This is a genomic window from Pseudoalteromonas aliena SW19, assembly GCF_014905615.1.
GTDB classification, from domain to species: Bacteria; Pseudomonadota; Gammaproteobacteria; order Enterobacterales; family Alteromonadaceae; genus Pseudoalteromonas; species Pseudoalteromonas aliena.
This window is the reverse complement of sequence record NZ_AQGU01000025.1, coordinates 1,157,398-1,173,174: the sequence shown is the minus strand read 5'-3', so window position 1 is coordinate 1,173,174 and position 15,777 is coordinate 1,157,398. Positions and strand designations below refer to the sequence as shown.

General features: G+C 38.8%; 16 protein-coding genes. 11 read left to right on the top strand and 5 right to left on the bottom strand.

From position 1 onward, the window contains the following. Positions 1 to 35 precede the first annotated feature (35 nt). The 3 genes from PALI_RS10875 to PALI_RS10865 are packed head-to-tail and all read right to left on the bottom strand — an operon-like array spanning position 36 to position 2,354. Positions 36 to 656, bottom strand: coding sequence for a peptidylprolyl isomerase (locus PALI_RS10875; RefSeq protein WP_193155834.1), 621 nt, complete (start codon positions 654 to 656; stop codon positions 36 to 38). Positions 657 to 658: 2 nt separating this feature from the next. After that, positions 659 to 1,213: a YajG family lipoprotein gene (locus PALI_RS10870; RefSeq protein WP_193155833.1), complete on the bottom strand. Its 555-nt coding sequence runs from the start codon at positions 1,211 to 1,213 to the stop codon at positions 659 to 661. Between the two features lie 7 nt (positions 1,214 to 1,220). After that, positions 1,221 to 2,354, bottom strand: coding sequence for a methyltransferase (locus PALI_RS10865; protein ID WP_193155832.1), 1,134 nt, complete (start codon positions 2,352 to 2,354; stop codon positions 1,221 to 1,223). 41 nt (positions 2,355 to 2,395) lie between these two features. On the opposite strand from PALI_RS10865, the gene PALI_RS10860 reads away from it, so the two are divergent. The 11 genes from PALI_RS10860 to nqrM all read left to right on the top strand — a co-directional run bounded on the left by PALI_RS10860 (position 2,396) and on the right by nqrM (position 12,306). Continuing rightward, a complete protein-coding gene (locus PALI_RS10860; protein ID WP_193155831.1) occupies positions 2,396 to 3,004 on the top strand; it encodes an alpha-ketoglutarate-dependent dioxygenase AlkB family protein in 609 nt (202 codons plus the stop codon). A 63-nt stretch (positions 3,005 to 3,067) separates the two neighbouring features. Then, positions 3,068 to 3,379 carry a BolA family protein gene (locus PALI_RS10855; protein WP_138584574.1) on the top strand — a complete coding sequence of 104 codons (312 nt, stop codon included), beginning with the start codon at positions 3,068 to 3,070 and terminating at the stop codon, positions 3,377 to 3,379. A gap of 110 nt (positions 3,380 to 3,489) precedes the next feature. Beyond that, on the top strand, positions 3,490 to 4,683 hold the full coding sequence (gene fabV / locus PALI_RS10850; RefSeq protein ID WP_193155830.1) for an enoyl-ACP reductase FabV: 1,194 nt from the start codon (positions 3,490 to 3,492) through the stop codon (positions 4,681 to 4,683). Positions 4,684 to 5,057: 374 nt separating this feature from the next. Further along, the gene (locus PALI_RS10845) at positions 5,058 to 6,401 is read left to right on the top strand and encodes a Na(+)-translocating NADH-quinone reductase subunit A (protein ID WP_138584576.1); all 1,344 of its coding nucleotides are present in this window, start codon (positions 5,058 to 5,060) and stop codon (positions 6,399 to 6,401) included. Between the two features lie 4 nt (positions 6,402 to 6,405). Then, positions 6,406 to 7,608, top strand: coding sequence for an NADH:ubiquinone reductase (Na(+)-transporting) subunit B (locus PALI_RS10840; protein WP_007376131.1), 1,203 nt, complete (start codon positions 6,406 to 6,408; stop codon positions 7,606 to 7,608). Beyond that, entirely contained in the window at positions 7,601 to 8,353 is a 753-nt protein-coding gene (locus PALI_RS10835; RefSeq protein ID WP_077535712.1) for a Na(+)-translocating NADH-quinone reductase subunit C, read from the top strand. Before PALI_RS10840 ends, PALI_RS10835 begins: the two co-directional genes overlap by 8 nt. Then, on the top strand, positions 8,353 to 8,985 hold the full coding sequence (locus tag PALI_RS10830; protein ID WP_077535711.1) for an NADH:ubiquinone reductase (Na(+)-transporting) subunit D: 633 nt from the start codon (positions 8,353 to 8,355) through the stop codon (positions 8,983 to 8,985). The genes PALI_RS10835 and PALI_RS10830 overlap by 1 nt, the downstream gene beginning before the upstream one ends. A 10-nt stretch (positions 8,986 to 8,995) precedes the next feature. Then, positions 8,996 to 9,604: an NADH:ubiquinone reductase (Na(+)-transporting) subunit E gene (gene nqrE, locus PALI_RS10825; RefSeq protein WP_193155829.1), complete on the top strand. Its 609-nt coding sequence runs from the start codon at positions 8,996 to 8,998 to the stop codon at positions 9,602 to 9,604. An 18-nt stretch (positions 9,605 to 9,622) separates the two neighbouring features. Next, positions 9,623 to 10,852 carry an NADH:ubiquinone reductase (Na(+)-transporting) subunit F gene (gene nqrF / locus PALI_RS10820; RefSeq protein ID WP_096793557.1) on the top strand — a complete coding sequence of 410 codons (1,230 nt, stop codon included), beginning with the start codon at positions 9,623 to 9,625 and terminating at the stop codon, positions 10,850 to 10,852. Between the two features lie 107 nt (positions 10,853 to 10,959). After that, a complete protein-coding gene (locus PALI_RS10815; RefSeq protein ID WP_138584577.1) occupies positions 10,960 to 11,991 on the top strand; it encodes an FAD:protein FMN transferase in 1,032 nt (343 codons plus the stop codon). A gap of 102 nt (positions 11,992 to 12,093) precedes the next feature. Next, positions 12,094 to 12,306 carry a (Na+)-NQR maturation NqrM gene (nqrM, locus tag PALI_RS10810; RefSeq protein WP_007376137.1) on the top strand — a complete coding sequence of 71 codons (213 nt, stop codon included), beginning with the start codon at positions 12,094 to 12,096 and terminating at the stop codon, positions 12,304 to 12,306. Between the two features lie 692 nt (positions 12,307 to 12,998). Here nqrM and PALI_RS10805 read toward each other — a convergent pair. Continuing rightward, on the bottom strand, positions 12,999 to 13,664 hold the full coding sequence (locus PALI_RS10805) for a hypothetical protein (RefSeq protein WP_193155828.1): 666 nt from the start codon (positions 13,662 to 13,664) through the stop codon (positions 12,999 to 13,001). 131 nt (positions 13,665 to 13,795) lie between these two features. Beyond that, positions 13,796 to 15,775 (bottom strand): phytase, encoded by a 1,980-nt coding sequence (locus tag PALI_RS10800; protein ID WP_193155827.1) that lies wholly within the window; start codon positions 15,773 to 15,775, stop codon positions 13,796 to 13,798. Between the last annotated feature and the right edge of the window lie 2 nt (positions 15,776 to 15,777).

Genomic DNA, 15,777 nt, shown 5'->3' with positions numbered 1-15,777 from the left:
TTAGATGCAGAGCAGCTAGGCTGCTCTTAAAAAATTTATAATGGTGTTTGCTCAAGTAATTTAATATTTAAAATAACAACCGGTGTTTTTGGTACAAAGTCATAACTAATTTTTTCGTTGAATCCTGTTTCTACAGTCATAATTTTATCAAGTGTGTCGTAGCCGTCCATTACGTTACCAAAAACAGCAAAACCCCAATCTTTGTTTGGATTTAGATGATCGTTATTATCCATATTGAAAAAGAATTGGCGGGTTCCCGAGTGTGGTTCTCTGTCTTGGTATGCCATAGCAATGCTGTACATATCGTTTTTTAAGCCATTGCCACTTTCGTTAAAAATAGGATCGTTTTCATGTAAGCCATCGTAATCTTTGTCGTAGCCACCACCTTGAATAACAAAATCGCGCTCATTTTCTATATCGCGCTCAATTCGATGAAAAACACTGCCTTGGTAGCTTTTATCCGACACATAGGTTAAAAAATTATTAACTGTAATGGGCGCTCTTGAGCGATCAAGCTCAACAGTTATACTGCCCATTGAGGTTACGATTTCGACGCGCGGAAAAATATTATCTTTTTGCACAAAGCGGCCTTCTTGTGCCGCTAAGCTATTAATACTGAAAAATAGGCTTAAGCCGACTAGAAAAAATCGTTTCATAATTAACCTTCTAAAAATTCTATTAATTCAGGATCAGACACAATGCGAGTAATCATTTGCTCAGTCAACTTATTAAGCTGACCTTCTATTTTTGCTCGATCGTGACCAAATGGCCCTTCTAAATTAGCACTACCTCGGTACACCTTACTAAAATTGCTTGAAGCGCGAATAACACGAACACCAAGCTCTATTTGGGCTTCGCTGGTATGGCTGACTAGTTTTTCGGTTACCACCGCTTGCAATGCATGAATATCAACTTCAAAGCGCACGGTTGCTAAATTTGAGATGCTTGCACCATTTCGGCTAAGCGCGCTATCTAAAATACTTTTAACTGACTGTGTAATCCCTTGGCTGGCAAACGTTTTTGTTTTATCAGATTCAATAAGCTTAAGCGTTGAAGTATCACCTCGTAAATCAATTACGCTAGTACTTAAGCTACTATTTATTGTGCTTACTTGCCCGCTTTTATAAATTGGGTTAAGGATCACCTGATTAGGCTGATTAGCACAACCAGATAATATAAGTAGCGCACATAGGCTAAAAATAGTTTTAATCATTACGTTCCTAATAGTTTTTAGTTGCGCTAAGCACTACAAACTTCTTATTGGAGCCTAGCAGTTTACAGTTACCAAACATACGATTTAGTTTATCGTGGTAGTCTAAATGACGATTACCGATAATACGTAATTCACCGCCTTGCTTTAAAGTCTCTTTAGCCTGTTTAAACATTTGCCATGCAATATGATCTGTTACCGCTTGTGCTTGATGAAATGGAGGGTTACACAACACCATATCTACGCTGTCTTGAGTGAAGTCAGTTAAACAATCGTTTTCAATAAATTGGCAGTTATCAAATTGTTCAGGCATGTTTTGTTCTACATTTAAACGTGCAGACTCAACCGCCATGTATGACTCATCAACAAAGGTAACGGATGCTTTAGGGCAACGAGCAAGCGCCATAACACCTACAACGCCATTGCCACAACCCAAGTCGATTATGCTGGTTTCTTTTTTAGTTTCTGGTAAATAATTAAAAAAGAATCGAGCACCTATATCTAATGAATCGCGTGAAAATACATTTGCATGATTTGTTATATTAAATTCAGTGCCTTCAAGTGGCCAAGTAATAGGGAAATCAGCTGCTTTGTAGCCACCTTTTGCAGTGCTTAATATAAGGCGTGATTTTTTAACCGCTAAACTTGTTTTTGTTTCACCAATAAATTGCTCAAACGATTTTATTGTTGAATTATGAATTTCTTTTGTTTTACCTGCTGCAATTACCGGTGTACCTGGTGCAAGTATTTCGCTTAATTCACTTAGTTGAAATTGTAAAAAACCCACGTTACGCGGTATTTTTATTAACACTAAATCTATGTCGTCAGGCAATGCAGACAGACTATCTATTTGGCTAAACTGCACCGTAGATAGTTTGTTTATTTGTAAGTTATACGCTACAGCTTGATGGCTAATATAAGAATCGTTAACTGAACAGACCGTTAATTGATTAAAACTACAAGCAAGTGCGCCAAAGCTATCGTTTAAAATAAGCAGTGAGCGACAATCTGGGTGATGTTCGTTAACATAATTGATAAGGTACTCATCGGCTGAATCCCACGCTTGTAAACTGCGGTTTTTTTGATCCAAAGGAAAGCGTTCAAGAGTAAATGTTTTATCGCCTAGTTGGGCTTGTGTCGTCATAATGGTATTTGATCAGTAAACTAATGTAGGTAAATTCTAACATGCAACGGCAAAACGCCAACCCCCAACAGTTACCAAATGGCTTTTCTTATCAAAGTAGGGCACTTAGCGCGCAAAAAAGCCTCGATTTATTTTATTATTTACAAAAAAATCTAACTTGGCAGCAACCCGACGTCACTGTCTATTCAAAAACAGGCCCAATTCCTCGGCTGCAATGCTTTATTAGCGAGCATAATTTTGAATATGGGTATTCCCATAGCAAATTAATAGTAGAGCCTTGGCCTGATATTTTATTCGCAATGCGTAAGCGCTTAGAAAAACATTTAAATCAGCCATTGAATTCTTTATTGGTTAATTATTATCGAGATGGTAACGATACTATGGGCTGGCACAGTGATGACGAAATAGAACTGGGCCATCAACCTACTATCGTGTGTGTATCGCTTGGGGCAGAGCGTGTTTTAAAGCTTAAACAAAAATCGACAAACAAAATAACCGACTTAAAGTTACAAAGTGGCAGCTGTTTAGTCATGAATGGCGACAGTCAACGCGATTATCAACATGCAATCCCAAAGCAAACTACATTAGCTCACCCACGAATTAGCTTAACGTTCAGATACATAAAGCAAATCAAACAAGCTCAATTTTAGTTAGCCAATAGGCTTGGCTAGTTGTTATGATAACAATATAACTTAACTACAAAAATGGTTTTTATGTCAATGCAGCAACAAATTCAAGAAAAAATCAGCAGCGCAATTGCCTGTAAGCATTTAAATGTAATTAATGAAAGCCACATGCACAGCAAAGGCACTGAGTCACATTTTAAAGTTATCGTGGTAAGCGAAGAATTTGCCGGCAAACGCCTGTTACAACGCCATCGTGAAATTAATGAAATATTAAAAGATGAGTTAGCAAATCATATTCATGCACTCGCTATCCATACTTATACACCGGATGAGTATACCGAACAGGGCGGCGAAGCGCCTGATTCGCCTAATTGTATGGGCGGTTCTAAATCTAGCTAAGTAATCGTTTTATAAGACATTTGATTAGTGATTAACTGATCAGATCAGTGTTTTTAGTATTAGCCTTTAAACTAGCGCTAATTTTTATTGTAAAAGATATAGGATCATCAATGGTCATTAAGCCTAAAATTCGTGGATTTATCTGTACCAACGCACATCCAACGGGATGTAGCGAGCATGTTCAAGAGCAGATTAACTATGTAAAACAACAAGGGGCGTTAAAAAACGCACCAAAAAATGTATTAGTTATTGGCGCATCTACAGGCTACGGCTTGGCATCGCGTATCACAGCTGCATTTGGTGGCGGTGCTAAAACACTCGGTATTTTCTTTGAAAAAGAAGGTACTGAACGTAAAACAGGTTCTGCTGGTTGGTACAATACGGCAGCATTTCAAGAAGCAGCAGACGAAGCAGGTCTTTGGTCTAAAAATATTAATGGTGACGCGTTTTCAAACGAAATCAAGCAAAAAGCAATCGACACCATTAAAGCAGATTTGGGTAAAGTAGATTGTATTATTTACAGCCTAGCGTCTCCTCGTCGTACAGATCCAAATACGGGCGAAGTGTTCTCATCTACACTTAAGCCAATAGGTAATGCAGTAACCACTAAAAACTTGAATACGTCAAAACGCGAAATTGACGAAATTACCGTTGAAGCAGCAAATCAAGACGATATCGATAACACCATTAAAGTAATGGGTGGTGAAGATTGGGAAATGTGGATTGAGGCATTAAAAGCCGCTGATGTGTTAGCTGATAATTTTAAAACCACAGCGTACACTTATATCGGTAAAGAGCTAACATGGCCAATATACGGACATGCAACAATAGGTAAAGCAAAAGAAGATTTAGACCGTGCAACGGCTGCTATTAAAGAGTCAACAAAGGATTTAAATGGCGAAGCCTATGTATCATCACTTAATGCAGTGGTAACACAAGCAAGCTCTGCTATTCCTATTATGCCGTTATACATTTCAGCATTATTTAAAGTAATGAAGGCAGATGGTACTTACGAAGGTACAATTGAGCAGATCCAAGCACTATTTAGTGAAAACTTATATGGTGATAACCCACGCTTTGATGACGGCGGCCACTTATTTCAAAACTACAAAGAATTAGAAGATGATGTGCAAGCACGTATTCAAGCTGTTTGGGATAAAGTAGATACGAGCAGCATTGATGAGTTAACCGATTATGTCGGTTACCATAGCGAGTTTTTACGTTTATTTGGCTTTGGTATTGAGGGTGTTGATTACGAACAAGATGTGGATTCGGTCAAACCAATTACAAATATGATCGATTAACCATATTTTTCAAATATGTAATTAAAAAGTCGCTTAGTGCGACTTTTTTGTTTTGTGGGATTTTTTGAACAATCGAGGTTAAAAAATGTCATTCTTTGCTTAAGCTACCACTTTGGTCTAACTTAAATTTTATTAAATACACATAACAAAACTAAATAAGTGTTTCTGTCGTATAATTTTCATAATTAGACTCGCATAGTCGCCCACAATGATGTTAAAATTAAGGCAATATGTGAAGAGTTTTTACCGCGTTGCTTATTTAGTATTCATAGCGAGTTGTTCTTTTATACATTGAAATAACTTGGGATAGCTCAAATGGCGACGTGGTTGGTACGATTTTTCAGTTTCTTTCCGTTAATGTAGTGCAAGTGCGTATGATCAACATAAAAAAAGGTCTGGATTTACCCATAGAGGGCGCACCTCAGCAAGTTATTCACGACGGTTCTCCCGTCAAACGTGTAGCTGTGCTAGGTGAAGAGTTTATTGGTATGCGTCCAACCATGCATATCCGTATGGATGACCAAGTTAAAAAAGGCCAGGTACTTTTTGAAGATAAAAAGAACCCAGGCGTCCTATTTACCGCACCAGCTTCTGGTGTTGTAAAAGAAATAAATCGTGGTGCTAAACGTGTACTGCAATCTGTTGTTATTGAAGTAGACGGCAGTGAGCAAATCACCTTTGACTCTTTCTCTGACACTGAGCTTACGAGCTTAGATCGTGAAAAAGCTAAAGAAGTACTTATCCAGTCTGGTCAGTGGACGGCACTTCGTGCTCGCCCATTCAGCAAAGTTGCGGCTGTGGATGCAAATCCTAGCTCTATTTTTGTGACCGCTATCGACACTAATCCTCTTGCTGCAGATCCTGCGGTAGTTATTGCTGATAATGTGCAAGCATTTGAAGCGGGTTTAGCCGTTGTATCGCGTTTGACTGATGGGAAAGTATTTGTTTGTAAACAAGTTGGCAGTCAAGTTCCTAGCTCATCTATAGCTCAAGTAGAAGTACATGAGTTTGGTGGTGTGCATCCGGCTGGCCTTGTAGGCACTCATATCCACAATCTTGACCCTGTATCTGCTAGTAAACAAGTTTGGCATATTGGTTACCAAGACGTTATTGCGTATGGTCACTTATTCCTTACTGGTGAAATTTACACAAGTCGTGTTGTTTCGCTTGCAGGTCCTCGTGTTAAAAACCCACGTTTAGTGAAAACACAATTAGGTGCTTCATTGGATGATTTAGTTGCTGGAGAATTAGAAGACGGTGATAACCGTGTTATTTCTGGTTCTGTTTTATCTGGTGCTACTTCAAACGGTGTTAATGCGTTCTTAGGTCGTTACCACGTTCAAGTATCTGTATTACTTGAAGGTCGCGAAAAAGAACTATTTGGCTGGATTGCACCAGGTAGTGATAAATTCTCTGTAACGCGTACATTCCTTTCTCACCTCACACCGAGTCGTTTATTTAAAATGACAACGTCTACAGGTGGTTCAAAACGTGCCATGGTACCAATTGGTAGCTACGAGCGCGTAATGCCGTTAGATATTTTGCCTACGCTATTATTACGTGACTTAATTGCACGTGACTTAGACAGTGCAATTTCATTAGGCGCGCTTGAACTTGATGAAGAAGATTTAGCGTTATGTACCTTCGTTTGTCCTGGCAAATACGAGTATGGTTCTATCCTGCGCGATTGCTTATCAACGATCGAGAAGGAAGGCTAGAGAGATGGGTTTAAAAAAATATCTAGAAGATATCGAGCCGAATTTTGAAGCCGGTGGAAAATATGAAAAGTTTTATGCACTGTATGAAGCAGCTGCAACTATTTTTTATACACCAGGCTATGTAAATAAAGGCAAGACACACGTACGCGATAATATCGACCTAAAACGCATGATGATTTTAGTGTGGATGGCGACGTTCCCAGCTATGTTTTTTGGTATGTTCAACATCGGTCACCAGGCCGCAGGTGCTTTAGCACAAGGTTTTGAACTAGCAAACTCGTGGCAGGTTGGTCTGTTTCAGTTCTTTGGTGGTGAATTAACCGCTAATGCGGGCTGGGGCGCTAAAATGTTTTACGGAGCATGTTTCTTCCTACCAATTTACGCAGTCACATTTGCTGTAGGTGGTTTTTGGGAAGTGATTTTTGCTTCTGTGCGTAAGCATGAAATTAATGAAGGTTTCTTCGTTACTTCTGTATTATTTGCACTTATTTTACCTGCAACAATTCCTTTATGGCAAGTTGCACTAGGTATCACATTCGGTGTAGTAATCGCTAAAGAAATTTTTGGTGGTACTGGTCGTAACTTCTTAAACCCTGCTTTGGCTGGTCGTGCGTTCTTATTCTTCGCATACCCTGCGCAAATTTCGGGTGACACAGTATGGACTGCAGTAGATTCTTTCTCTGGTGCGACTATGCTAGGCCAAGCTTTTGTTGGCACACTTGATTTTTCAAACATGGAATTATGGTGGAATGCATTTTACGGTTTCATTCAAGGTTCTGTTGGTGAGACATCGACACTTGCATTACTTGTAGGTGGTTTATTCTTAATTTACGTTCGCATCGCTTCTTGGCGTATCGTACTAGGTGTATTCCTAGGTATGGTAGCAACGGCATTCTTATTAAATGCTGTTGGCTCAGAAACTAACCCTGTATTTGCAATGCCTTGGTATTGGCATTTAGTGCTGGGTGGTTTTGCGTTTGGTATGTTCTTTATGGCTACTGACCCTGTATCGGCTGCATTTACTAACAAAGGTAAATTTGCATACGGTTTACTAATTGGTCTTATGGTGGTTCTTATCCGTGTTGTGAATCCTGCTTTCCCAGAAGGTATGATGCTAGCAATTTTATTTGCTAACTTATTCGCTCCACTGTTCGATCACTTTGTAGTGCAAGCTAATATCAAGCGGAGGTTGGCACGTAATGTCTAGTAATAACGAATCAATCGGTAAAACGTTAGCAGTTGTTGTCGCACTATGTTTAGTGTGTGCAATTATTGTATCGTTTGCTTCTGTACAGCTTCGTCCTTTACAGCAAGCTAATAAAAATAAAGATATTCAAAGCAATATCTTAGCAGCTGCGGGCATAGATAAAGTTGAAAATGTATCTGATACATTTAATGCTAAAATCGAAGCGCGCGTTGTAAATATGACCACAGGTGAGTTTGTAGATACAGACCCAACAATCTTTGATTTTGAAAAAAGCAAATACGATGCAGCGCTAAGTGTTTCTCTAAAAGAGAAAGGCGTTAAAGACATTGCTGGTATTCAACGTGTGACTAAAGAGTCACCGGTGTATATCTCGAAAAAAGAAGATGGCTCTATTGATGCAATCATTCTTCCTATTCAGGGCTATGGCTTATGGGGCTTAATGTACGGTTTTATCTCGCTTGAGAGCGATGGCGAAACAGTTAAAAACATTATCTTCTACAAACATAATGAAACGCCTGGCTTAGGTGGTGAAATCCAAAATCCACAGTGGACTGCTACGTGGCAAGGCAAAGAGCTACCAATTCAAATTGTTAAAGGTACTGCTAACGGCAATGAGCATAAGATCGATGGTCTTTCAGGTGCTACATTAACGTCTAACGGTGTTGAACATGCAGTTGACTTTTGGACTGGCGAAAATGGCTTTGGCCCTTTCCTTGCGAAAGTACGTAAAGGAGCATTGAAATAATGGCTGATACTAAAGAAATGAAGGCGGTCCTATTTGGTCCGGTTTTAGCTAACAACCCAATCGCACTACAAGTACTGGGTATTTGTTCTGCGCTAGCGGTAACGTCTAGCTTAAAAAATGCGTTAATTATGTCAATCGCATTGACGTTAGTAACTGCATTTTCTAGCTTCTTTATCTCGATTATTCGTAACCAGATCCCATCGTCAGTACGTATCATTGTACAAATGACGATTATTGCATCATTAGTAATTGTTGTTGACCAAGTATTGCAAGCGTTTTCTTATGCTACAGCTAAAGAGCTTTCAGTATTTGTTGGTCTAATTATTACTAACTGTATCGTAATGGGTCGTGCTGAAGCATATGCGATGAAGTCACCACCACTTATGTCATTCCTTGATGGTATTGGTAATGGTTTAGGCTACTCTGTTGTTTTACTTACTGTTGGTTTCATTCGTGAGCTATTCGGTAAAGGAACACTATTCGGTGTTGATATTATCCCATTAGTACAAGATGGCGGTTGGTATCAACCTATGGGTCTATTAATATTACCACCGAGTGCATTCTTCATCATTGGTTTATTCATATGGGTACTTCGTACTTATAAGAAAGACCAAGTAGAAGCTAAAGCGTAAGGGGCACACAGTGGAACATTATATTAGTTTATTTGTAAAAGCCGTTTTTATTGAAAACTTAGCGTTATCATTTTTCTTAGGCATGTGTACTTTTTTAGCAGTATCTAAAAAAGTGACTACTTCAATTGGCCTAGGTGTAGCGGTTATCGTTGTTTTAGGTATTTCTGTACCTGTTAACAACTTGGTTTACCATGCTGTGTTAGCACCAGGCTCACTTACGTGGCTTGGTTATCCTGATGCAGACCTTAGCTTTTTACGTTTCTTAACTTTCATTGGCGTTATTGCAGCGCTAGTGCAAATTCTTGAAATGGTATTAGATAAATTCTTCCCAGTACTTTACAACGCGTTAGGTATCTTTTTACCATTGATCACAGTTAACTGTGCAATCTTTGGTGCGGTATCTTTCATGGTTGAGCGTAACTATAACTTCAGTGAGTCTGTTGTTTATGGTATTGGCGCTGGTGTTGGTTGGGCACTTGCAATTACATTACTTGCAGGTATCCGTGAGAAAATGAAGTATTCAGACGTGCCAGACGGCTTACGTGGTTTAGGTATTACCTTCATCACTGTTGGTTTAATGGGACTTGGCTTTATGTCATTCTCTGGTATTTCACTGTAAAGGTAGCGAGGATAAATCATGGATTATCAGATTTTCTTAGGCGTTGGTGTTTTTATCGCTATCGTTGTACTACTGGTTTTAGTCATCATTGGTGCTAAATCTCAGTTAGTTGCAAGCGGTGATATCATCATCGGTATTAATGGTGATAAAGATAAAGCCATTACTACATCAGCAGGTAATAAGCTTTTAAGTGCATTATCTGAGTCAGGTATATTTGTATCATCTGCATGTGGTGGCGGTGGCTCTTGTGGCCAGTGTCGTGTACACATTAAAGAAGGTGGTGGCGATATCCTGCCAACTGAGCTTGATCACATATCTAAAGGCGAAGCCCGTGAAGGCTGTCGTTTAGCGTGTCAGGTAAATGTTAAAAACGACATGGAAATTGAGCTTGAAGAGTCAATTTTCGGTGTTAAGAAGTGGGATTGTGAAGTTATCTCTAACGATAACAAAGCAACGTTCATTAAAGAACTTAAGCTTCAAATTCCAGATGGTGAGTCAGTACCGTTCCGTGCGGGTGGTTACATCCAAATCGAAGCGCCACCTCATCACGTTAAATATGCAGATTTCGATGTTCCTGAAGAATATCGTGGTGATTGGAACCACTTTGGTTTCTTCGATCTGGAGTCAAAAGTAGACGAAGAAACTATTCGTGCTTACTCAATGGCTAACTACCCAGAAGAAGAAGGCATCATTATGCTTAACGTGCGTATTGCTGCTCCGCCGCCAAGAAACCTTAGCTTGCCGTGTGGTAAAATGTCTTCGTACATTTGGTCACTTACAGCTGGCGATAAAGTAACTATTTCAGGTCCATTTGGTGAGTTTTTCGCTAAAGACACCGATGCAGAAATGGTATTTGTTGGTGGTGGTGCTGGTATGGCGCCAATGCGTTCTCATATCTTTGACCAACTTAAACGTTTGAACTCTAAACGTAAGATGAGCTTTTGGTATGGTGCACGTTCTGAACGTGAAATGTTCTACGTAGAAGATTTTGACGGCTTAGCCGCTGAGAATCCTAACTTCGTATGGCATACAGCGCTTTCAGATCCACAACCTGAAGATAACTGGGAAGGCTATACTGGCTTCATCCATAACGTGTTATTTGAGAACTATCTTAAAGATCATGAAGCGCCGGAAGATTGTGAGTACTACATGTGTGGTCCTCCAATGATGAACGCGGCAGTTATTACTATGCTTAAAGATTTAGGTGTTGAAGACGAAAATATCTTACTAGATGACTTCGGTGGCTAACACTCATACCAAAACAGTTTAGTTTTGGTTAAAATACCAGCCTCGTAGCACTTGTGTTACGAGGCTTTTTTATTCTTTAATTTTTTAATCTATTAAGTAGAGCAGCTATGAATCGAGTAAGTACTTCACAAGGCATAATGGCTTTTTTGCTAATTACACTGACCTTATTATTGTCTGGGTGTGGTGAAAAGCCTGAGTTAAAAGAGACCTTTTTAGAAGGTAAAACTATGGGGACCACTTATCATATTAAATATTACGATGAGCAAGCTCAGTTGTCGGCCTCACAATTAAAGTCGCAAATAGACGCTGTTTTAAAAGATGTTAATCAATCTATGTCTACTTACATAGAAGACTCTGAGATAAATACATTCAACAGATTACCAGCAAATCAGGTTATGCCGATTAGTGAAGATTTTAGGGCTGTTATATCTGAGTCTATTCGGTTAGGTGAGTCAACCAAAACACTTGATGTCACTATGGGGCCATTAATCGATTTATGGGGATTTGGCCCAGATAAAAAACCAACTAATCGTCCTAGCGATGAAGAGTTAGTTAGTATGATTAAAAATATAGGCGTTGATAAGCTTACGCTAACAGCTCAAGGTTTGGCTAAAAAAGTGGCTGGCTTAGAGCTATCGTTTTCGGCAACGGCTAAAGGCTACGGTATTGATAAGGTGGCGCAATTATTAGAAAGCCACAATATTACCAACTACATGGTTGAAATTGGCGGTGAGCTTCGAATTGCAGGCGAAAAGCCAAATAATAAAGATTGGGTAATAGCTATAGAGCAACCAGATGCACAACCTGGAGAGCGTAAAGTACACCGTATTTTAACGCCGGGTACTAATGGTATTGCAACGTCAGGTGATTACCGGATTTTTTATGAGATGAATGGCGAAATTTATACTCATTTAATTGACCCAACAACAGGAATGCCAACTAAGCATGACCTAGTATCGGTAACCGTGCTTCATCCAAGTGCTATGACAGCTGATGGTTTAGCGACAGCATTAACCGTTATGGGCATGGATAAAGCGCAAGCTTATGCTCAGGAGCATGACTTACCTGTATATTTAATCGCTAAATCGAAAGACGGTTTAATAACATACTCAAGCCCTGCATTTAAACCTTATTTATAGTAAGGCGCGGGCTTGTTTATTTCCACGTTATTTGGGTATATAATTGCAGTCGCTCAGAAATGTTTTGAGCTTAATTTATTGCTGATCAATAGGGGCTAAGCAATGTCACTTTTTCTTCTTACTTTTGGCTTACTAATTTTGATAGTGTCGGCTATGGCCGTTGGTATGATCGTGCAAAAAAAATCTATGGCAAGCAGCTGTGGTGGTTTGGGCTCGGTTGGTATTGATAAAGCCTGTGATTGCGATGATCCATGTGATAAGCGCAAAAACCGTTTAGCAAAAGAGCAAGCCTGGAAAGAAAATCAAATTATTTAAGTCCGCCTTAAATATTAAAAAGCGCTTTATAGCGCTTTTTTTGTGTCTGTAAAACTGCTTGACTCGATAGCTTCTAAAGTAATCCAATCTTAATGTATTAGACAAAGGTCTATGGTTTAGTTTTTTTCACCTGTTAGGTTTATTTTTCTCGTTTGTAAAATTGGAGCTAACACTCTAAAGTTTAACCATAGACACAGAGCAAGGCTCTTGTCATAAGTTTGAGGCAAAGTTAGCCTCGCTTAAAAGAATCTTTATATTGTGTGTGAAGATGTTGTCAGTGTGAAAAACAACTCAGGTTCGTGGATTTATTTCTATAAAAAAGAATTTGAGTTGTTTTTATTTTCTACAGCGCCGCGTAATGTAAACCAAAAATCTTTATATTGTGTGTGAAGATGTTGTCAGTGTGAAAAACGGCTCAATTTCGGTGGTGACTGAATTTGGGCTGTTTTTATTTGTGTTCCGTTATTCCTCCAGATTATTCTTCAAAGTTATATTGTTATCCTTAATTAACCAGAGTTCAGGTTAAATAATACCAAACTGCATAAATCTTTGATCAATTTAACGAATTAAATTGCACTATACCGTCGTTAAAAATTTTTTATTTAGAACAACTAGATACAAAAAATTTTGCCTAGTTCTAGCGTAATTTTCTTAACGTCAAATAGACCCCATATATAAGCAGATTGGTATAACTATTTTTTAAAATCATCCGCATTGTAATAAAGGGGCTTAAAGGTGCCACAGTTTACAAATTTATAGTTTAGTTCGCTATCAGGTGGGACGAGCTTTGAAGTGCGGATCTTCTGCAAACAGGCATTTTTTAAATCTACAAAAATTAGATGATTGAAACTCGGTGCTTTTGTTATTTTATGAATGTATATACGACCATCATTATTTAGCGTGATCATATCGTATTCTTGCCATTGTGATGGTTCACTTAAATCGGTTAACTCTCTCGCGTAAAGCTGTTTACTCAGGACTATCGATTTATTTGTGTAGAGCTTATTACCACCTTGCCGATAATCACCATCATAAACATCTGCAATAATTGTGACTTCTTCGCCTCGTATTAAACGTTGAATATTAAATGGTTGTGGCTTAATTGTAATTAGCTCTGCATCTCTGACTAAGTCCAAAAAAGGAACATCAGAAACATCCACTTTATAAACGACTTGCACATCATGAGGGAGCTCATAGCCTGGCAAATTAACGGCAAAAACACTCGAGTTTTGATTTATTAATACCATAGCGTGCTCAGCATTATATGCGGGATCGACCGGCGGAAGCTCTACTTTTTCTTCTTCTGCTAGAGTAAAGCTACTTATCGTTATTAGTAACAAAGTAAATAATAGGCGCATAATTATCTCAATCAATTTATAGGCTTAAATTATAGTATAAAAAAGGCTCGTATGAGCCTTTTAAATATCTGAATAAATAACCTGAACTACAGGATATAAATATCTTAACGAGAGTTCAGGTTAAATAAGCACTACTTAATTGCTTTTTTAACCTCTCGCCAATCTATTATTTTAAAGTTTTGCGGTTGTTGTGGTAGTCGGTTATAGCCATCTTGTACAACTAAAATGCCCTCAGGATAACCTGGTAAGGGTTTAGCCGTAACGGTTAATCCATCGGTTTCTGATACGCCATCAATACCGCGAGACAAATCACTTATAACGCTAAATTTTCCCGCAAACTCTAAACTTGGTGCTGTAACGCCCTGATCATCACCATTTATTTTATAAAGCACATAACTGTCATCACCTTGGCTCGAAACAACTAGGTAACGGGCTTTGTCGCCATGATAAATCTCCATGCCTTCAACATCATCAATGAGCTGCTCGTTTACTGTTTGCAGTAAAGTGGGCGTTATTCCTGCCGTTGGCTCTGCACCAATAAACCAAATGCCAGCATCCTCCTCGCCTACGAATAATTGCCCTAGTTTATCATCGGCACTACAGCCTTCAGGTTGGCTGGGTAAGCTAAACTCACGAACTAGTTTACCGGTAATATTATCGCCATTTTCATTAAGTTTATATTGCTGATAAAGCCCTGATTTATCATTTACAAATACATAATTACCAGTGCCTGATGAATACATACATAAACCGTAAATTTCATTAAGATTAGTTGGAATATCAGTGATATGTTTTATATTGTTACTGGCTTGTACGGTAAATACACTAATACTATTAAGGCTACGGTTACTGGCCGTTATTAATGTATTTGTGTTGTTTTTAATAGTGTTATTTTGGCGCAGATCAACGTTATTTAAACGGCCCACTTCAAGTGACTGTTCAAGCTTGCCATTAAGGTTATACACCATTAATCCACGGCGTTTATCTGTGCCTAAAATCAAGCTGTTTGCTGTGTTTTTAGGGTTGATCCAAATTGCTGGATCGTCTGCTGCATCACCAAAAGCTTTCACGGGAGTCGTTTGTGCGCTGGCTTTAATTTTAGTGATTGATTGTACGTTTGTTTTTAATGAGTTATTAATAGGCGTTACAGGTAGCGAGCTTTGCATATAAACACCCGTTTCGTCGTTATATAATATGGCAGTTGCAGTGCTATTGCTTGTGTAATTTATTGCTACCGACTCCAAGCTTAAGCCTCCGCTTAGCGTCCAGTTTTTTAAAGCCTTGCTGATTGGATCATACGCATAGACTTGATTATTTTCGGTGCTGGTAAACCAAATCATCCCATCAGATGACGTTGATAGGGCACCCAGCTCGGCGTTTAGTGCACCAAAAGGCGCCACTAAAGCGATTGGCTTTTTATTTGCTTTCGATTCAGCATTGGCATTTATTGCCCATATACCTATTTCGCCTTCGCTTACAAATAAAGTATTAGTCGCCGTACTTACCGCACAGCCAGACGCTTCATTTACGCCTGAAAATTCACGTACATTTATATTAAGCGCTTTATTATTTATGGTATTAAAAATAATGGTTTCTGTAATTAATCCGCGTACATCGGGTACAAATGCTGATATTGCCCCAGTTTCTTTATTTGCAAATAAGCATACTGTATCTGGTCGCGCTTGTGGCGGTGCGATACGTGTAACCTCAGTGATTTTCCAGCTAGTTTTATGTTGTTCTAGTTTGAATATAATTACGTTATCTTGGTTGTTATCGATTGTAGCGACTAAAAACGAGCTCGCGGTTAATTGACTAATAGAAAGCGCTTCAAAGTTACCTTTTTTAATAATATTACTTTGTTGCGTTGTGCTATCAGCAATCACCAAACCTTTGATTTTACTTGTTAGTAACCAGTTATTATTACTTAACCATGCAGCTTGTGATCCTTGCATATTATTTGTTGGACCAAACTCAGTATTATCAATGACAGCTTGGGACGCTGTATTTTGTACCGCTGAATGCGTAGTAACGCTATTATTACAAGCACTTAACGCGCTAAATACTAGGCCACTTACAATTAGGCTAAGAGGTGTTTTTAATTTAAAATTCATGG

Excerpts from the sequence above, each read along its gene's own strand:
- PALI_RS10875 (WP_193155834.1), bottom strand. The coding sequence starts at position 656 with ATGAAACGATTTTTTCTAGTCGGCTTAAGCCTATTTTTCAGTATTAAT.
- PALI_RS10870 (WP_193155833.1), bottom strand. The coding sequence starts at position 1,213 with ATGATTAAAACTATTTTTAGCCTATGTGCGCTACTTATATTATCTGGT.
- PALI_RS10865 (WP_193155832.1), bottom strand. The coding sequence starts at position 2,354 with ATGACGACACAAGCCCAACTAGGCGATAAAACATTTACTCTTGAACGC.
- PALI_RS10860 (WP_193155831.1), top strand. The coding sequence starts at position 2,396 with ATGCAACGGCAAAACGCCAACCCCCAACAGTTACCAAATGGCTTTTCT.
- PALI_RS10855 (WP_138584574.1), top strand. The coding sequence starts at position 3,068 with ATGTCAATGCAGCAACAAATTCAAGAAAAAATCAGCAGCGCAATTGCC.
- fabV (WP_193155830.1), top strand. The coding sequence starts at position 3,490 with ATGGTCATTAAGCCTAAAATTCGTGGATTTATCTGTACCAACGCACAT.
- PALI_RS10845 (WP_138584576.1), top strand. The coding sequence starts at position 5,058 with ATGATCAACATAAAAAAAGGTCTGGATTTACCCATAGAGGGCGCACCT.
- PALI_RS10840 (WP_007376131.1), top strand. The coding sequence starts at position 6,406 with ATGGGTTTAAAAAAATATCTAGAAGATATCGAGCCGAATTTTGAAGCC.
- PALI_RS10835 (WP_077535712.1), top strand. The coding sequence starts at position 7,601 with ATGTCTAGTAATAACGAATCAATCGGTAAAACGTTAGCAGTTGTTGTC.
- PALI_RS10830 (WP_077535711.1), top strand. The coding sequence starts at position 8,353 with ATGGCTGATACTAAAGAAATGAAGGCGGTCCTATTTGGTCCGGTTTTA.
- nqrF (WP_096793557.1), top strand. The coding sequence starts at position 9,623 with ATGGATTATCAGATTTTCTTAGGCGTTGGTGTTTTTATCGCTATCGTT.
- PALI_RS10815 (WP_138584577.1), top strand. The coding sequence starts at position 10,960 with ATGAATCGAGTAAGTACTTCACAAGGCATAATGGCTTTTTTGCTAATT.
- nqrM (WP_007376137.1), top strand. The coding sequence starts at position 12,094 with ATGTCACTTTTTCTTCTTACTTTTGGCTTACTAATTTTGATAGTGTCG.
- PALI_RS10805 (WP_193155828.1), bottom strand. The coding sequence starts at position 13,664 with ATGCGCCTATTATTTACTTTGTTACTAATAACGATAAGTAGCTTTACT.
- PALI_RS10800 (WP_193155827.1), bottom strand. The coding sequence starts at position 15,775 with ATGAATTTTAAATTAAAAACACCTCTTAGCCTAATTGTAAGTGGCCTA.